Origin of the sequence: Streptomyces sp. NPDC017890 (assembly GCF_044328675.1) — a bacterium.
Lineage (GTDB): Bacteria > Actinomycetota > Actinomycetes > Streptomycetales > Streptomycetaceae > Streptomyces.
Genome location: NZ_JBIRHU010000027.1, coordinates 45,505 through 62,403, shown reverse-complemented (window position 1 = coordinate 62,403; position 16,899 = coordinate 45,505). Strand labels below are relative to the sequence as shown.

Here is a 16,899-nt window from a genome sequence, read left to right as displayed (position 1 = left end):
GCCCTGCGGCCGACCGCGGCCGCCAAGACGGGGACGGAGCGACAGGCATACGACCGGGAACAGGCGTCACCGACACGATGCTCGCGCTGCTCGGCCGCGACGGGGCCGGGCCGGCCAGGTGGCGCGGATGGGCATGGGCAGTACCGGGTGGGCCCTTCAGCCGCGTAGCTCTTCGGGGAGGAACGTCACCTGCGGGGCGCCCGTGCGCGGATGGACGGCGACTTCCGCCGCCACTCCGTAGACGTCGGCCAGGAGCTGCGGGGTGAGGATCTCGGCGGGCGGTCCGGAGGCGGTGACCTCGCCGTCGTGCAGGACGTAGAGGCGGTCGCAGTAGTAGGCGGCCAGATTGAGGTCGTGCAGGGCGAGCAACACGGTGGTGGGCAGTCGGCGCAGGGCGTCGAGCACGGACAGTTGGTGCCGGATGTCGAGGTGGTTGGTGGGCTCGTCGAGGACCAGGAGGGTGGGCTGCTGGGCGAGGGCGCGCGCGACGAGGACGCGCTGACGCTCGCCGCCGGAGAGCCGGTCGAAGGGGCGGTCGGCCAGGTGGACGGCGTCTACTGCCAAAAGCGCGGAGTCGATGATCTCGGCGTCCTGGGGGGTGTCGCCGGCGAGGAGTCGTTTGTGCGGGGTGCGGCCCATGGCGACGACTTCGCGGACGGCGAGGTCGAAGTCGGCCGCCGAGTCCTGGACCACCGCCGCCACGGTGCGGGCCAGTTGCCGCACCGGCAGCGACCAGGCGTCACCTCCGTCGACGCGGACCTGACCGGTGTCGGGGCGCAGGACGCGGTAGACGGTGCGCAGGAGGCTGGACTTCCCGCTGCCGTTGGGGCCCACGAGCCCGATGGTCTCGCCCGGGCGGGCGGTCAGGGAGACGTCGCGCACCAGGTGGCGGGCTCCGGCGGTGAGCGTGACGCCGTCGACGTCCAGTTCGGTCGCGGTCATGCCACTCCTCGGTCGGTGCCGCCCCGGGCGTCGCGGCGCATCAGCCACAGGAAGAACGGTCCGCCGCACAGGGCCGTGAGTACGCCGACGGGTATCTCCATCGGTGCGGCGACCGTCCGTGCGGCGATGTCGGCCCAGACGAGGAAGACCGCTCCGCCGAGCGCTGCCGTCGGCAGGACCCGGCGGTGGTCGCCGCCGACGAACAGGCGCACGATGTGGGGCATCATCAGGCCGACGAAGCCGATCGGTCCGGCCGCCGCGACCAGCACGCCCGTGACGAGGGAGAGCAGCACGAACAGCCGGGCGCGGAACCGGGCCACGTCCAGCCCCATGGTGGTCGCCGCTTCTTCGCCGGCCAGCAGCAGGTTCAGGTTGCGGGCCTGCGCCAGGAGGATGCCGAGACCGAGCAGCAGGGCCGTGCTCGGCAGCCACAGCGTGCCCCAGTTGACACCGCCCAGGCCGCCGAGGGTCCAGGCGAGGACCGCGCGTGCCTCGTTGCCCCGGCCGGTGGTGAGCAGCAGCAGATCGAGGACCGCCGTGAGCACCGCCGCGACAGCCACCCCGGACAGCACCAGCCGCGACGAGGTGATGCGTCCGCCGGTGCGGGCGGTGGCGTACACGAGCAGGAGTGCGCCCAGCGCGCCCACGAAGGCGGCCACCGACAGGGAGGCCGGTCCGAAGAGGGTGACCCCGAACACGATCACCGAGACGGCGCCGAGGGACGCACCGGAGGAGACGCCGAGCAGGTAGGGCTCGGCGAGCGGGTTGCGCACCAGGGCCTGCAGGGCGGTGCCGATCACCGCGAGGCCGGCGCCGGTGACCGCACCGAGCAGCACCCGCGGCGCCCGTACGTCCACCACGATGGTCTCCCGGGCCCGCGACCATTCCGGATCCTGCCAGTCGGCACCCAGCTCGTGTGTCACGATGCCCCATACCTGGCCGGGCGGCACCTGTACGGAGCCGATCGCGAGGCCCGCCGTGGCGGAGACCATGAGCAAGGCGGTGAGTACGAGCAGTGCGACGGCCGACTTTGTACGGCCCACCCCTGACTCGTCGGCCTTTTGCCGTCGAACCGTCCGCTCGGTGGACGTGTCGGTGGCGGCCTGGGTCACCGGAAGCCCTCGGGGTGCAGACCGCGGGCCAGGTCCTCGACCGCGTAGGCCGAGCGGATGCCGACCAGGGTGGCGGTCAGCGGCAGGACGACGAACCGCTTGTTCCTGACGGCGGGTACGTCGGCGAGCGCGGGCTGGGAGAGCAGGAACTTCTTCTTCTCCTCGACGCTCCCGGCGCCGTCGTAGTCGTAGACGGCGATGACTTCCGGTTTGCGCTCGACGACCTGCTCCCAGGAGACGTCGCCGAAGACGTCGTCGAGGTCGGCGAAGACGTTCTTGCCGCCGGCCAGCCGGATCAGTTCGGTGCCGAGGCTCTTGCCGCCCGCGGTGAAGGCGTTTTTGTCGCCGCTGTCGTAGACGAAGACGGGCACCTGGGGCTCGCCCTTGACGGCGGTGGTGGTCTTGCCGACCCGTGCCTGGAGGTCGGCGACCAGTTCGTCCGCCCGGTCGGGCACGCCGAAGATCCTGCCGATGGTGCGGATCTCGTCGTAGGTGTCCTTCATCGTCACCCGCTGCTCGCCGCAGTACTCGCGGTTGAGGTAGGTGTCGATGCCGGCGTCGGCGAACGCCTTGCGGGAGCGGCCCTCGTTCTCGGCGAAGGCGCTGCCGTAGCCGCCGTAGACGAACTCGGATCCGGCGTCCAGGATCTTCTCGAACGACGGTTCCCTCTCCGCCAGTTCGGGGAGCGCCTCGTAGTCCTTCTTCAGCTCGGGCAGGACGGCGGAGTCGGGGAAGGCGGTGCCGACCATGCGGTCCTTCAGGCCGAGGGCGAGCATGAGTTCCGCCGGGTGCTGGTGAATGGTGACCACCCGCGACGGCGGCCTGTCGTACGTCGTCTTCACGCCGCAGTTGTCGACGGTGACCGGGAAGCCCGCGGGCACGGCAGCTGTGGCCTTCGCGTCGCCGCCGCCCTCGTCGGACGAACCGCAGCCGGTGGCCAGCAGCACGGACGAGAGAGCCACGGCAGTGACCGTGACACGAAGGAACCCGCGCGTGCGGGCAGGGGTGAACAAAGGGGACACGTGAAGCCTCCTGGAGTCCGCGCTCCTCGGATCGGGCCCGCGACGGACCAGTGTCCTGACTCCCGGATCGACGTTCCCTCCGCCTTCCCGCGCGGCGCGCAGTGGCATGTCGGAGGGGCGCTCCCCGGTCACAGTGGCGGGACCGTGCCGGATTCGCACCGGCTTCCTGTCTCCCGTCGCGGCGATGACCAGGTGATCCTACGTTCCTCCGAGCCGGCGGCAAAGGGCGTGCGGACCCGGCCGCACGCCCGCGCCTTTGTCACGCTTCGCGCACCGCTCGCAGCACGAGCCGCTCGGCGTTCTCGTCGTAGGGGCGTCCGTCGAACCCGCCGAAGACCTCCACGCGGCCGAAACCTGCCTCCTCGGCCATCCGGCGAAGCTCCACCGCGCTGTAAACGAACCACGTCAAGGTGGCACGCGTCACCCGGTCACCCCGGACCAGCACCCACTCGCTGCGCAGCCGCGCCCACTCGTCCAGCACGGAGTCGGTCTGCACCATCAGGTCGTCGCCCCGCCGCACCACCTTGGGCGGGGTGACCTTGCGGGCCAGGAGCTCCTTCCCGGCGAGGTCCAGGACGAGCGTGCCGCCGGGGGCCAGGCAGGTGTGCATGGTGCGCAGCACGCGGGCGTTGTCGGCGGGGTCCTCGAAGTACCCGAAGGAGGTGAACATGTTGAGGACGACGTCGAAGCCGCCCGGCGCCTCGTACTCGCGTGCGTCGGCCCGCACGTACGTCACGTCGGCACCGGCGTCGGCCGACCGCTTGCGTGCCCGGTCCAGCATGGCCGCGCTCAGGTCCACTCCGGTCACGCGGTGCCCGCGGCGGGCGAGGGGCACGGAGAAGACGCCCGGCCCGCAGCACAGGTCCAGCACGCGTGATCCGTCGGGCAGGGCGAGCAGGGGGGAGGTGTCGAGCAGTTCCTCGGCCTGCCCGTAGCGCTGCTCGGAGAAGAGGAAGTCGTGGAACTCGATCCAGAAGTCATCGTCCTGGAATCCGCCCGTCCGTGTCATCGCGCGTCAGTGCTCCTTCATGGTGGCCGTCGGGGACAGGGCACCGCGCCGTGCGACGGCGCAGCGTGAGCAGCAGAGGGGGGAGCAGCAGACACTGGGCGGCTGCCAGCAGCCAGAACCAGCCAGTGTGTCCGTCCCGTTCACCGAGGCCGTACAACTGCCCGCCCAGTACGCCGCTCGCGCAGGCGCCCAGGCCCGCGGCCAGCCGCTGCTGGCCGAAGACCACGGCGTCGGAGCGGGGGCTGCGGCGCAGTGCCTCCAGGTCGTTCTTGAGGAACAGCACGATGTCGCCGAGGGTGATCAGCGCGCCGCCCGCCAGCAGTGCCGTCCGGGTGCCGGCCGCCAGCACGGCCAGTCCCGCCGCCAGGCCGGTGAACCCGACCGCGAGGGCGTGGGCGTACGGCATGCGCCGGATCAGGCCGGACGCGAGCGGCTGTACGACGATGACCAGCGTGAAGCAGAGCAGCAACACCATGCTGTAGAAGGCGCTGGAGGCGTGCTCGACGGCGTACACCGCCAGGAAGTGCTGGAAGTGGAAGTAGAGGTAGAAGGCCAGCGCGTTGGCGGCGAACGGCAGGAGTGCCACGCCGGCGAGAAGGCCCGAGCGGGCCGTTTCCTCCGATGCGGTGGGGTGCGTCCCGTCGGTTCCGGGCAGCCGTGCGTGTCCCGCCGTGACAGCGAGGAACAGCGCCGTGACGGCCGCGAACAGCCAGCCGGGCGAGGACAGGACGAAAGGTCCGGCGATGAGCGGGCCGACCGCCATCCCGGCGTTGAGTGCCGCGTTGCCCGCCGACAGGAACGCCGGGCGGCGCTCGTCGTCGACGCCGTGCACCAGGTACGCCTTGTTCGCGGGCAGGTAGAGCGCGGCACCGCAGCACGTCAGGACCAGCGCCCAGATCGCGAGGGGCGGCCAGCGCAGGGCCAGCAGGAGCCCGGCGAAACCGGCGGTGCGTACGACGAGCGCCCACAGCATCGTGCGGCGCAGCCCGATCCGGTCCGCGAGGGCTCCGCCGACGATGCCGCCGGAGAACTGCACGAGCGATGCCACGGCCAGGACTACGCCGACCGTGCCGAGCCCCATCCCGAGCCGTTCGTGCAGGAACACCGACATGAACGGCAGGACCATGAAGCTGCCGAGCGGAATGAGGAACGAGCTGAGCAGGAGGAACCGCAGCGGGCCGGTCAGTGGGAACAGCGAGGCCCGCAGGCCCGGTCCCCGGGGGGTGCGCTCACCCACCGGGCGTGTCCCGGCCGGCCGGGTCGGTGAGTACCCGCAGGGAGCCCGCGGCGGCCACCGCGCGGTGGGTGGCGAGTTCGGCGGTCTCCGCCTCGGCGTACACGATGCCCGCGTATCCACGGCTGTCGCCCAGGTGCTCGATGAGGTCGCCGACCTGCTTGACCGGGTACCAGGCGGGCGTTCCCGGCATGTCGGTGAGCCGGTCGAGTCCGGTGACCCCGGCGAACACGCCGGGCGCGGCCGGATAGCCGAGAACGAAGGCGACGGCCGGACCGCCGGGAAGGTCCGCCTCCATGAGACGGGGGCGACGGCCGAGCGCGGCCTCGATCACCGCCTCGTACACGTTGACGCCGAGCGCCCGGCACATGCCCTCCCCGACCAGCGCGCCCCCGATCCGGGGATTGACCTCCACCACCTCCGGGCCGTCGGCGGTCAGCACGAACTCCACGTGTGCGAACCGGTCGGTGTAGCCGATGGCGGCGAGCACCCGGTCGAGCCAACGTTCCAGCGATGTCTGCTGCGGGCCCGGGAAGGCGACGGGGAAGGCGGTGATCTCCTCCCGGAAGTGCGGCTCCGGCGACATGAGCCGGCTGGAGACGCCCAGCAGCCTGGTGCGACCGTCCCAGGTGAGCGTCTCGGCGCTGTACACCGGGCCCCTGAAATAGGGCTCGGCGAACAACCGTCCTTTCAGGTCCCGGCCGGACGCCTCCGCCAGTGCCGTGTCGAGTTCGCCCTCGTCACGGACCAGCCACACGTTCTGGCTCCCCGTGCCCGCCGTGTCCTTGAGCACGAGCGGCAGCCCCGTCTCCTTGAGCAGCAGCCCACGTGCCTCGCGGTCCGGCTCGGCGCTTTCGACGGCCCGGGCGCGGGTGAGACCCGCGTCGTGCAGCCTGTTGCGTACGGCGGCCTTGTCCCGGGTCAGCCGCAGGACGGCTGGATCGAGCCCCGGCAGGCCGAGGCGTTCGGCGAGGGCGGCGCCGGTCAGAGTCCAGGTGTCGGTGGAACTGATCAGGCCACGCAGCCCCGGGGTGCGCTGGAGCAGAGCGGCGATCCGCTCCACGTCGAAGGTGTCGGTCACGACGACGTCGAGGGCGCCGGCGGGCAGCCGGTCCAGTTCGTAGGCGTAGTGGGCGGGGTCCCGGGTGAGGAGCAGCAGGCGCTCGCCGAGCCGGTCGGCGGCGTGGACCAGATGGCCGAGGCCGAAGGTCAGTGACTCCAGGCAGGCCACGGTCATGCCGCCCGCTCCTTCCAGTGGGCCGGACAGGGAGTGCGCTGCCATGTCATCCTCGACCACGGCATGGTCATCTCCTTCGGACTGCGGACCTCGACGGGCTTCAGCGCGGCCGGATCCAGGGCCTCGGCGTGCCGGGCGAACACGCGCTCCACGTAGCGGTGTCCGGTGTCGGCCCCTATCACCAGGTGCAGTCGGTCGGGGTGGCGGTGGGTCTCGTACGTCGCCGTCAGGTAGCCGGCACCGGTGGACAGTCCGGCGAAGACGGCGTGCTCGCGCAGCAGGGCGACAGCGCCGGACATGGCGTGGGTGAAGTCCAGCCAGTGCACGGTGTCGTAGAGATGGTGGCGGACGTTGTCGAAGACGATCGACGAGCCGATGCCGGCGATGATCGCCTCGGGATCGTGGTGGTCCTGGCTGCCGAAGGTGACGCTGCCGAAGGGCTGGACGCCGACCAGACGCACCGAGGGGTCCGTCATGCGCAGGCGTTCCACGATGCCGCCGGTCGAGGCTCCGGAACCCACCCCTCCGACGACGGTCAGCGGTGCGGCCGGGAACTCGGCCGCGATCCGGTCGGCGACCTCTTGGTAGCCGAGGTAGTGGACGTCGTCGTGGTACTGGCGCATCCAGTGGTGGCCGGGGCGCTCGGCGAGGATCTCGCGTACCCGTCGCACCCTCAGTTCCTGGTCGAGTTTGAGGTTCCGCGACGGTCTGACCTGTTCCACCGTGGTGCCGAGGATCTCCAGCTGGGCGAGGGTGGTGGCGTCGACGGTGGTGGACGCGACGATGTGGCACCGCATGCCGTACCGGTGGCAGGCCAGTGCGAGGGCGTAGGCGTAGATGCCGCTGGAGCTGTCGATCAGGGTCTGTCCCGGACGGACCGTGCCCCGCTCCATCAGGTGACGGACGGCGGCCAGGGCCGAGTAGATCTTCATCGACTCGAACCGCAGCAGGACCAGGCCGTCGGTGAGCCGGACGAGGTCCGGGACTTTCAGGGCGTCGGCGATGTGGGGGTGGATCACCCGTAGCCTCCTTGGGCGAAGGTGCACTGGTGGCCGAGCGAGTGGAAGAACGCGGAGAGTTCGGACTTGACCTCGGCCCGTGGGCGCGAGGCGAAGAGGTAGCCGGCCAGGCAGCCGGTGTGGGCGACGAAGACGCCGTCGGCGCCGAACCGCTCACGATGGGCCTGCAGGCTGCCGAAGGTCGCCTTGGGCAGCACCTCCTGGGACAGCACGGCGCTGACCGTCGCGGCACGGGCGATGGCGGCCGGGTCGCCCGAGTCGAAACCCTTCACCAGATCGGTCAGACACCGCTGGTACTCCTCGCCGCGCCGCCGGTAGTGGTCCAGGAGCAGGGGAGTGACGGCGGCGGTGTCCACCGTGCCGGGTTCCGTGACGTAGGCGGTGTGGAAGCCGATGTCCGTGCCCAGTCGCCGCACCACCCGGTGCCGTCCGCTGAGATACAGGGCGAACTCGTCGAGGAAGACACTGTCGGCGCGCTCGATGTCCGCCAGGATGCCGAGGACCACGTCCGTGTCGTACGGCAGGGAGAAGACGCGGAACAGGCAGCGCAGCGTCGCCACGATGTCCGCCGTCGAACTGGCCATCCCCACGCCCACCGGCAGTTCGGAGTGGGTGCGCCACTCGCCCGGGGGCATGACGAGGCGGTAATGCTCCAGGAAGAGCCGGGCCGCTTCCACCGATTTCTCCCCGAGCGGCGGCGTATGCGGCGGCGCACCGGCCGCCGTCCTCGGAGTGAAGTACACCCAGGAGTGACGGTCCACGGGAAAGGACACCACCGCGATCTCAGGATCGGTGCCCACTCGCAACGGGCCCTGGTACAGCTCGCCCAGAGTGCCATGACAGACACCGGACACCGTGCCGCGGGACACGTCCCGCTCCTGCAGGACGCCCGCGACGGGTTCGAGGATCGACTGTCCCGGTCCGCCGGACGACACGTCGATCCGGGGCCGGAAAGACCGACGCGAAGCGGCTGGGTCCCGCACACCATCCTCCTCCGTACCGGGCCTTGAACACCGACAGGGCAGGAGGCGCGGCCACACGCACGACGTACGACCGCCCATACCGCCGACCCAGTCCACGAGGTCACGTGCACAGCCCGCGTGGGACGCGGACGCAGTGGCAGGTCTTCGGACTCGCGGGCACGTCCGCCGAAAGGACGGACACCTACCGGCCGTCTCTTCCCCGGCCCTGACGCGGACCCAGTGACATCGACGGCTTTCGTTCCCACTCACCGCTGCGGGACAGCCCCGGATTCGCACCGGGTTCCCTCTTGCGTCGCGCCACCGGGCGTCCGGGCGGACGGGAGGCGCGAACCGACTGCGTGTATCAGCGTAGAGGCGCTCGTATTCCTGCGACAGTGGGGCTTCGGCGGTTGTCTTGAATGTGGAGGGGAGGCAGAAAGCAGGTGTGCTCCGGGCAGTTCCCGTGGTGGCTCTGGCCGGATAACGCCTCTGGGGATCACTGCCCCGTCAGTCAGACTTGTTGCCTCACGCCACATGCGCACCGTTGCTGCGGTGGCCCGTGCCCGGGAGGCCCCTGATGACGTCAGAAGCGAGGCCGGACGAGGACGGGACGGTGACCCCGCCCGGACGGCGACGGCCTCCCGGTGACCGCGTCGCGCTGCGCGGCGACCTGCGGTCCGCCCTGCCCGACGCCGGCGCGGCGGTGGTGGTCACGGCGCTCGTGTTCGCGCTCCTGTGGGCGCGCATGGAATCGGGTGCGTCGGACACCGTGGCGATCATGCCGTTCATGGACGATGCCGGCACCTACTGGATGTACCTGCTCAGCCAGGCGTTCGGGTGGTCGGGGCTGCTGTGGGCCTGGGGCACGGTCATGCTCGGTCTGCTGCTGTCGGGACCGCGTCCCACCCGGCTGCCGGTCTCCCGGCAGGTACTGGAGCGCTGGCACCGCACCACGAGCCTGACGACCATGGCGCTGATGTTCGCCCACGCGCTGATGTTCGCGGCGGAACTCGTCCGCTACGAGACGAAGGTGGCGTGGGCCGAGCGGCTGTGGGTGGCCTTCGCGGACACCTTCGTGCCGGGCTGGTACGACTCGGGCACCGGCCGGATCGCCATCCCCATCGGACAGGGGGCCCTGTACCTGGCGATCCCGCTGGGGCTGCTGTTCTACGTCCGGCACCGCATCGGAGCGAACACCTGGCGACGGCTGCACCGTTTCGTGATCGTCGTGTACGTGCTGAGCGTGTGGCACACGCTGCTGTACGGAACCAACGTCTGGTACGGCGAGTGGCCCCGCACCGTTCTGTGGCTGCTCCAACTCCCGGTCGCCGCACTGCTGTTGCTGCGCCTGCTGAGACCGGCCCGGCGAGCCGAACGGCTGGGCTCCCCCGGCGGGCAAGAGGGCTTGACCCGTTCGGCCTGGGCAGTACGGGCGGCGGGACGGGTTGTTGCCGCAGCCGTCGTCGTCGGGCTGGTCATCGTGGTGGTGTCCGGCCGTGACGGTGGACGGGACCGTCCGACCCATCCGCCGGCCACGGCCCCGCACGCCCAGGAAACGGACTGATTGGCCGGCACCGGTCGGGCGGGACGGCGTCCCGGGATGGGATGATGGCCGGCGACAGGGCGACGGCGGAACGAGGAAGCCGGTGTGAATCCGGCGCGGTCCCGCCACTGTGATCGGCGAGCGATTCCCGACAGGCCACTGCCCAGCAGGGGGTGGGAAGGCCGGGACGAGCATCGACCCGAGAGCCAGGAGACTCACGCGGTCGCCTCCTCGACGGACCACCGGGGCGGATCTCCCCGGAGAGAGGGACGGCACCGCATGCCCGCCACGCCCAGCGGACGAACGACGGACGACAAGAGGCCCGCAACGGCCACCGGCCCCGTGCCGTGCCGCGTCGTCGTGTGTCGCGACTGCTGCTGCGGCAGCCCCAAGGTGACCGGCGTCGACCACGCGGCCCAGACGGCACGTCTGCGTGCTCAGGTGCCGGTGCGGGTGTCCGCCTGCCTCGACGTCTGCGAACACGCCAACGTCATCGTCGTCCAGCCCTCCGCGGAGGGCCGGGCCGCAGGCGCCCGGCCCGTCTGGCTCGGGCTGGTCAACGACCCGGACGCGACCGAGGACATCGCCGCCTGGGCACGCGCCGGCGGACCGGGCGTCGCACCCCGGCCGGACATCCTCGACCTGTACGCCATCACACCGCCGCGACGGCGTACGGCCTCCTGACCGTACGCACGGAGAGCCGGCGGGAGGACAGGAACCGTGCACGCCGCCCGGGAGTTTTGCGGCCTCGTCGGTGCTCGGGACGCGCGGAGAGTGGATGTCGTACACGCCGGGTCCGGCCTCGCGCCGTTCTTCGTGTTCCAGAAGGCAGGGTCCGGCCTACTGGCACACGTGGTCCATTTGACCGGATGCTGCCTCCGCTTTAGGCTGGAACCCGTACGGAGGCAGCATCCGTTTTTGGTCCGGCCGCAGGATCACCGGAGGTACGAGGGCGCATGGGCGTTAGTGAGCAGCGGGGTCGCAAGCCCCGCGCGGATGTCCAGCGCAACCGCGCGGCCCTTCTCGAGACCGCGCAGCGTCACTTCCTGCAGCATGGGGTCGGCACCTCGCTCGAGGCGGTGGCCAAGGAGGCGGGCGTCGGGCCCGGCACCCTGTACCGGCACTTCCCCACACGGGAGGCGCTGCTGGCGGCTGTGTTGCAGACGCGCTCCGAGGAGCTGGTGGCCCGCCAGGCGGACATCGAGCGGCTCGGCGACCCGGCCGAGGCGCTGGAGCAGTGGCTGCGCGCGATGGAGGAATACTTCAGCGCCTTCAGCGGACTGCCGGACCCGCTCATGGCCGCGGCCAGGGCCCAGGAGCCGGACAATCCGCTCACGATCCCCTGCGGCATCCTCATCACCGCCACCGATCAGTACGTGAAAGCGGCGCGGAACGCGGGGCACGTAAGCGCGTCGGTGCGGGGTCACGACCTGTTCCTCGCGGCCTGTTCCGTTGCCTGGATCAAGGGCACCGGCATGGAGGAGGAATCGCTCGATCGTCTCCGTACCCTCATCGCGAGCGGCTACCGCGAGCGGGACGTCCGGGCGTAGACCGCCACACCCTCACCCCGCCCCCCGCACAAACACCCAGGGGCGGTCGCCCCACAGCCATCACTCGACGCTGCTCTCAGGCGCAGTGCAACCTTTCAAGGGACGAATCATGAAAATCACTGTTATAGGTGCCGGCGCCATCGGTGGGAACCTGGCCGCCAAGCTCGCCCTGGCCGGTCACGACGTCCAGGTGGCCGGCGCTCGCGGCCCCGAGGCCGTGGCGGCCGAGGTGCTGGAGTCCGGGGCTCGCGCAGCGGACCTCGCCGACTCGGTCCAGGGCCGGGACGTCATCGTCCTGGCGGTCCCCTTCGGCGTGGCGGGGAAGCTGGCCGATCTGTTCGCCCCGGTCCCCGACGAGACGGTGGTGGTCGACACCTCGAACTACTACCCGAACCTCAGCGGGCAGATCGAGGCCGTGGACGACGGGGCGGTGGAGAGCGTGTGGAACGCCGAGCAGCTGGGCCGACCCGTGGTCAAGGCGTGGAACGCCGCCTTGGCCGAGACGCAGCGAGCCAAGGGTGTGCCGGCCGGAACGCCCGGCCGCCTCGCCATCCCCGTGGCCGGCGACTCCGAGGAGGCGCGGCGTGTGGCTATGCGGCTCGTGGATGACACCGGTTTCGACCCCTACGACGCCGGTGTACTGGCCGACTCCTGGCGCCAGCAGCCCAACAGCCCCGCCTACTGCACCGAGCTGACCCTGGAAGAGCTGCCCGCGGCCCTGGCCGCGGCCGACCGCGTCAAGGACGTGGCCGTTCGCGACAGCCTGCCGGAACGCTTCGCTGCCCTCCCGGACAACCCCACCGTCGACGACGTCGTCGAGATGAACCGCGCCGCCCATCGCTGAGTCACCCGACGCGGCTCTCGAGTCCGCAGCACCATGAGGATCGGCATCCTCGGCACCGGGAACATCGGCAAGACGTTGATCAGGCGGTTGGGCGAGGCTGGGCACGAGGTGAAGGCGGCCAATTCGCGGGGCCCGGAGACGATCGAGGCGGGCGGCGTCGATGCCGGCGAACCACTTGAACAGGGCCGCCTTGCCCTCCATGACCGGCAGCGCGGCCTTCAGCCCGATGTTGCCGAGGCCCAGCACCGCCGAGCTGTCCGTCACGTGCACCGCCGGCGGACGTGGGCGATGGAGGAGGTCAGGTGTCGGCGCCCACCTTGGTGGTGTCGGTGTCGGCTTCGGTGTCGGCGGGTGCGGTCGTCTTTGGGGTGCGGGACTGCAGGATCGAGCGGGCCTTGTCGATGTCGAGGTCCTTCTCCCATTTGCCGATCACGATGGTGGCGACGGCGTTGCCGAGGACGTTGATGAAGACGCGGCCCTCGTTGAGGATGCGGTCGATGCCGACGATCAGCGAGAGGGCAGCCAGGGGGACGTGGCCGACGGCGGTAACGGTGCTGGCGAGGACGATGAACGCGCCGCCCGCGATGCCCGCGGTGCCCTTGCTGGTGAGCATCATGACGCCGACCATGATCAGCTGTTGCTGCCAGGACAGGTCGATGCCCATGGCCTGGGCCAGGAAGAGGGAGGCCATGGTGAGGTAGACCGCGGAACCGTCCAGGTTGAAGGAGAACCCGGAGGGGATGACGATTCCCACCACCGGGCGACCGATGCCGAGGGTCTCCAGCTTGCGCACCAGTTGCGGCAGGACGGCTTCGCTGGAGCAGGTGCTCAGGGCGACGAGGAGTTCGGCCTTGAGGAAACGCATCAGGCCGAACAGGCTCAGGCGGCAGGCCCGCATGATGGCCCCGAGCACGACCAGGACGTACACGACACAGGTCGCGGTGAACAGGATGATCAGGTAGCCGAGCTGCTTGAGGCTCTCGGCGCCGTAGGTGGAGACCACGGTGGCCAGGGCGCCGAAGGTGCCCAGCGGTGCCAGCCACATCACCCAGCCCACGATGCGGAACACGACGTCCGAGAGGGCCTTGATACCGCGGATCAGCGGCGCACCGTCCTCGCCGGCCATGTTCAGGGCCACACCGAAGACGATGGAGACCATGAGCGCGGCCAGGATGGCGTCACCGGTGATCGCGCCCAGCAGCGAGGTGGGGATCAGAGAGGAGATGAAGCCGGTGAAGGTGGCGTGCTCGTTGGCGGTCTCGGGCACGTCGTCCGCGTTGAGCGAGGAGGGATCGACCTGGAGGCCGGAGCCGGGCTGGAAGATGTTGGCGACCACCAGCCCGATGAGCATGGACAGCAGCGACAGCACCAGGAAGTAGCCGATCGCCTTCACACCGATCCGGCCCGCCTTGCGCAGGTTGTCCATGGAGGCGATGCCGGTGGTGACCACGCAGAAGACGACCGGGACGACGATCATCTTGACCAGGTCGATGAACCAGTCGTTGAGCGGCTTGAGTTCCTTGCCGAGCCCGGGGGCGAGGATGCCGATGGCGATGCCGAGGACCGCGCCCAGCACGACCTGGAACCACAGCTCACGTATCAGACGGTTCAGCCGTGACCGCTGCGGACGGCCGGCGGCAGTAGTAGTGGATGTCATCGAGGGTGCTCCCTTGCACGACGATCGTGTCTGGCCCTGTCCCACGTGGGGGTGTGCGCGGGGGACGCGAAGCGGCTCGCGTCCCCCGGGGTCGTACGTGGCGCCTTGATGGAGCTGCGCCGGCGGACGGCGCCCGCCGACGGCGGGCGCGTCAGGGTGCGGTGAGTGCGGTGACGGTCAGCTGTGCAGGTCGCGCAGCACCTTGTAGAAGGCGGCCTTGCCCTCGAAGCCGATGCCGGGGATGTCGGTCAGGCCGACGCGGCTCTTCTCCACCACGGCGTCGTCGGCGAAGCCCCCGGTGGGCTGGAACTCGCCCGGGTAGGACTCGTTGCCGCCGAGCTTGAGGGCGGCGGCGATGTGCAGGGAGAACTGGTGCCCGCCGTGCGGGATGCAGCGCCGGGAGGACCAGCCGTGCTGCTTGAGCATGTCCTGGATGCGCAGGTACTCCACCAGGCCGTAGGAGAGGGCCGGGTCGAACTGGAGGGTGTCGCGGTCGGGGCGCATGCCGCCGTAGCGGATCAGGTTGCGGGCGTCCTGGAGGGAGAAGAGGTTCTCACCGGTGGCGATGGCACCGGCGTAGTGCTCGGCGACGGTGGCGTTGAGGTGGTAGTCCAGCGGGTCGCCGATCTCCTCGTACCAGAACAGGCCGTACGGCTCGATGGCCCGGCCGTACTCCAGCGCCGTGTCGAGGTCGAAGCGGCCGTTGACGTCCACGGCGAGGCGGGAGCCGTCGCCGCCCAGGACGTCGATGACGGCCTCGATGCGGCGCAGGTCCTCGGCCAGGTCGGCTCCGCCGATCTTCATCTTGACGACGTCGTAGCCCAGGTCGAGGAAGCCGCGCATCTCGTCCTGGAGGTCGGACAGGGACTTGCCCGGGGCGTAGTAGCCGCCGGCGGCGTAGACGAAGACCGAGTCGTCGGGCTGCCCGTCGCCGTAGCGCTCGGACAGGTACCGGTACAGAGGCTTGCCCTCGATCTTGGACGCGAGGTCGAACAGCGCCATGTCGACGACGCCGACGGCGACCGAGCGCTCGCCGTGGCCGCCGGGCTTCTCGTTGTTCATCATCACGTCCCACGCTTTGGCGTGGTCGAAGCGGCCCTGCTCGTCCAGGAGGCTGCCGGGCTCGGCGGACGTCAGGCGGGGCAGGATCCGGCGGCGCAGGATCTCACCGGCGCTGTAGCGGCCGTTGGAGTTGAAGCCGTAGCCGACGACGGGTTTGCCGTCGCGGATGACGTCGCTCTCGATCGCCACGATCGAGCAGTCCATGGAGCTGAAGTCGATCCAGGCGTTGCGGATCGAGGAGCTGATCGGGACGACGCCCTCGTACACGTTGGTGATCTTCACGACGGCCCTCTCTCATATCTTATAAGTTGCGTCGGTGTTAGGCTGGGGTGACATCACGGGGACTGTCAAGAGGGGTGCCAGCACCCGGGAAGGATTTTCGGGGGGCGATGGCCGACACGAACCTCTTCGTCAGCAAGAGTGACTACGCCTACGCGGAGCTGCGCGGACAGATCCTGTCGGGGACACTTCCCGCCGGGGCGCGGCTTGCGCAGTACGACCTCGCCGAGTCGCTGAACATGAGCATCACACCGCTGCGTGAGGCGATCCGCCGCCTCAGCAGCGAGGGCCTGGTCACCGTCGAAACCCACCGCGACGTGCGCGTGTCCACCATGAGCTCGGACGAGGCCCGGCAACTGTTCGAGGTCCGCCTGTCCCTGGATCCCACGGCCGCGGAACTCGCCGCCCGGCGGCGCACCGCCGAGGACATCGCCGTCATGCGGTCCGCCGTCGCGCGGCTGCTGCCCGTCACCCGCCAGTGGGGCGAGGAGGCACTCGCGGCCCACCGCGCCTTCCACCAGGCGCTCTACCGCGCCTCGCACAACGACGTCCTCATCCGCCTGCTGGACGACCTGTGGGACAAGTCCGACCGCTACCGGCGCCTCGGCCTCGAACTCCCGCCCGGCGACGAGCCCCGCACCCGCGACCTCCAGGAACACCACCAGCTCGTCGACCTGGTCGAGGACGGCCGGGCCGCCGAGGCCGCTCAGCTGATGCGCGACCACATCACCCACAGCCTCACCGCCACCGCCATCAGCGCCCTGGAGGACCGCGAAGGCGCCCGCACGGGCTGAGGCGCCGATGGACGTCCGTCAGCTGGAGTACTTCCTGGCGATCGTCGACCGCGGCGGCTACGACCGGGCTGCCGCCGCCCTCCACGTCTCCCAGCCCTCGCTGTCCCAGGCCGTCCGCGCACGGGAAGACGACCTGGGCTCCGAGCTCTTCCACCGGATCGGGCGGCGCGCCGTACGCACCGAGGCGGGCAAAGCGCTGATCGAACCGGCCCGCGCGGCCGTCCGCAGCCGGGAGAGCGCCCGCGCGAGCGTCGCCCCGTCCACGAACTGCGCACCAGACGCCTTGACGTGGCCTCGATGCCCGCCCAGGCGGCCGAACCGCTCACCACGCTCATCCGCGACTTCAGTCACCTCCCACCCGGTGCGGTCCTGGCCGTGAAGGCAACCTTCACCTCGCGGAACGTGGTCGATGCGGTGCGCACCGGGGCCGTGCAACTCGGTCAGCGGGCGAACGTCACACGCGGGAGGGCAAGGCCCGACGTGAGATCATCCGATGCCTCAAGCGATACGCGGCCCGCGAGGTGTTCAACCTGGTCAGACCGGTTTCCCGTACCCCCGCGTTATAGGGGCGTCTGTGACATGCGGGTGATATGGCGAGACCCCGCCGAGGTCCGTCCGGGCGGGATCGCTGCG

At 70.5% G+C, this 16,899-nt stretch carries 15 protein-coding genes, 4 pseudogenes and 3 riboswitches; of the genes and pseudogenes, 7 read left to right on the top strand and 12 right to left on the bottom strand.

Translation table 11 applies throughout. The annotated features are described in order from the left end of the window. Positions 1 to 156 precede the first annotated feature (156 nt). The 8 genes from ACH4F2_RS29975 to ACH4F2_RS29940 form a co-directional block, all read right to left on the bottom strand. A complete protein-coding gene (locus tag ACH4F2_RS29975; RefSeq protein ID WP_398135885.1) occupies positions 157 to 942 on the bottom strand; it encodes an ABC transporter ATP-binding protein in 786 nt (261 codons plus the stop codon). Beyond that, a complete protein-coding gene (locus tag ACH4F2_RS29970) occupies positions 939 to 2,054 on the bottom strand; it encodes a FecCD family ABC transporter permease (protein WP_398135884.1) in 1,116 nt (371 codons plus the stop codon). The genes ACH4F2_RS29975 and ACH4F2_RS29970 overlap by 4 nt, the downstream gene beginning before the upstream one ends. Further along, complete coding sequence (locus ACH4F2_RS29965; protein ID WP_398135883.1) at positions 2,051 to 3,076, bottom strand: ABC transporter substrate-binding protein; 1,026 nt, start codon at positions 3,074 to 3,076, stop codon at positions 2,051 to 2,053. The genes ACH4F2_RS29970 and ACH4F2_RS29965 overlap by 4 nt, the downstream gene beginning before the upstream one ends. Before the next feature lie 48 nt (positions 3,077 to 3,124). Beyond that, a riboswitch (cobalamin riboswitch) is annotated at positions 3,125 to 3,246 on the bottom strand. A gap of 89 nt (positions 3,247 to 3,335) precedes the next feature. Then, entirely contained in the window at positions 3,336 to 4,085 is a 750-nt protein-coding gene (locus ACH4F2_RS29960; RefSeq protein ID WP_398135882.1) for a class I SAM-dependent methyltransferase, read from the bottom strand. Beyond that, on the bottom strand, positions 4,054 to 5,322 hold the full coding sequence (locus ACH4F2_RS29955) for an MFS transporter (protein ID WP_398135881.1): 1,269 nt from the start codon (positions 5,320 to 5,322) through the stop codon (positions 4,054 to 4,056). The genes ACH4F2_RS29960 and ACH4F2_RS29955 overlap by 32 nt, the downstream gene beginning before the upstream one ends. Next, positions 5,315 to 6,556, bottom strand: a complete 1,242-nt coding sequence (locus ACH4F2_RS29950; protein ID WP_398135907.1) for an ATP-grasp domain-containing protein — start codon at positions 6,554 to 6,556, stop codon at positions 5,315 to 5,317. The genes ACH4F2_RS29955 and ACH4F2_RS29950 overlap by 8 nt, the downstream gene beginning before the upstream one ends. After that, positions 6,553 to 7,575 carry a cysteine synthase family protein gene (locus ACH4F2_RS29945; protein ID WP_398135880.1) on the bottom strand — a complete coding sequence of 341 codons (1,023 nt, stop codon included), beginning with the start codon at positions 7,573 to 7,575 and terminating at the stop codon, positions 6,553 to 6,555. The genes ACH4F2_RS29950 and ACH4F2_RS29945 overlap by 4 nt, the downstream gene beginning before the upstream one ends. Further along, complete coding sequence (locus tag ACH4F2_RS29940; RefSeq protein WP_398135879.1) at positions 7,572 to 8,510, bottom strand: hypothetical protein; 939 nt, start codon at positions 8,508 to 8,510, stop codon at positions 7,572 to 7,574. Before ACH4F2_RS29940 ends, ACH4F2_RS29945 begins: the two co-directional genes overlap by 4 nt. A 183-nt stretch (positions 8,511 to 8,693) precedes the next feature. After that, positions 8,694 to 8,860, bottom strand: a riboswitch (cobalamin riboswitch). Between the two features lie 254 nt (positions 8,861 to 9,114). Between ACH4F2_RS29940 and ACH4F2_RS29935 the strand changes: the two genes are divergently transcribed. Both ACH4F2_RS29935 and ACH4F2_RS29930 read left to right on the top strand, forming a co-directional pair. Continuing rightward, positions 9,115 to 10,101, top strand: coding sequence for a ferric reductase-like transmembrane domain-containing protein (locus ACH4F2_RS29935; protein ID WP_398135878.1), 987 nt, complete (start codon positions 9,115 to 9,117; stop codon positions 10,099 to 10,101). Between the two features lie 69 nt (positions 10,102 to 10,170). Further along, a riboswitch (cobalamin riboswitch) is annotated at positions 10,171 to 10,297 on the top strand. A 62-nt stretch (positions 10,298 to 10,359) separates the two neighbouring features. Next, a complete protein-coding gene (locus tag ACH4F2_RS29930; protein WP_398135877.1) occupies positions 10,360 to 10,764 on the top strand; it encodes a (2Fe-2S) ferredoxin domain-containing protein in 405 nt (134 codons plus the stop codon). 51 nt (positions 10,765 to 10,815) lie between these two features. Here ACH4F2_RS29930 and ACH4F2_RS29925 read toward each other — a convergent pair. After that, positions 10,816 to 10,893 (bottom strand): annotated as a pseudogene (locus tag ACH4F2_RS29925) (hypothetical protein); the annotation flags it as partial. Between the two features lie 143 nt (positions 10,894 to 11,036). On the opposite strand from ACH4F2_RS29925, the gene ACH4F2_RS29920 reads away from it, so the two are divergent. The 3 genes and pseudogenes from ACH4F2_RS29920 to ACH4F2_RS29910 all read left to right on the top strand — a co-directional run. Next, positions 11,037 to 11,630 (top strand): TetR/AcrR family transcriptional regulator, encoded by a 594-nt coding sequence (locus ACH4F2_RS29920; protein ID WP_398135876.1) that lies wholly within the window; start codon positions 11,037 to 11,039, stop codon positions 11,628 to 11,630. A 109-nt stretch (positions 11,631 to 11,739) separates the two neighbouring features. Next, positions 11,740 to 12,474: an NADPH-dependent F420 reductase gene (locus ACH4F2_RS29915; protein WP_398135875.1), complete on the top strand. Its 735-nt coding sequence runs from the start codon at positions 11,740 to 11,742 to the stop codon at positions 12,472 to 12,474. Between the two features lie 33 nt (positions 12,475 to 12,507). After that, a pseudogene (locus tag ACH4F2_RS29910) lies at positions 12,508 to 12,570 on the top strand (hypothetical protein); the annotation flags it as partial. Between the two features lie 53 nt (positions 12,571 to 12,623). Here the strand turns inward: ACH4F2_RS29910 and ACH4F2_RS29905 are convergent. The 3 genes and pseudogenes from ACH4F2_RS29905 to ACH4F2_RS29895 all read right to left on the bottom strand — a co-directional run. Beyond that, positions 12,624 to 12,738 (bottom strand): annotated as a pseudogene (locus tag ACH4F2_RS29905) (hypothetical protein); the annotation flags it as partial. A 34-nt stretch (positions 12,739 to 12,772) separates the two neighbouring features. Next, positions 12,773 to 14,131, bottom strand: coding sequence for a cation:dicarboxylate symporter family transporter (locus ACH4F2_RS29900; protein ID WP_398135874.1), 1,359 nt, complete (start codon positions 14,129 to 14,131; stop codon positions 12,773 to 12,775). A gap of 177 nt (positions 14,132 to 14,308) precedes the next feature. Next, positions 14,309 to 15,475, bottom strand: coding sequence for a mandelate racemase/muconate lactonizing enzyme family protein (locus ACH4F2_RS29895; RefSeq protein ID WP_398135873.1), 1,167 nt, complete (start codon positions 15,473 to 15,475; stop codon positions 14,309 to 14,311). A 107-nt stretch (positions 15,476 to 15,582) separates the two neighbouring features. On the opposite strand from ACH4F2_RS29895, the gene ACH4F2_RS29890 reads away from it, so the two are divergent. Beyond that, entirely contained in the window at positions 15,583 to 16,266 is a 684-nt protein-coding gene (locus ACH4F2_RS29890) for a GntR family transcriptional regulator (protein WP_398135872.1), read from the top strand. Positions 16,267 to 16,273: 7 nt separating this feature from the next. Continuing rightward, positions 16,274 to 16,719 (top strand): annotated as a pseudogene (locus ACH4F2_RS29885) (LysR family transcriptional regulator); the annotation flags it as partial. Between the last annotated feature and the right edge of the window lie 180 nt (positions 16,720 to 16,899).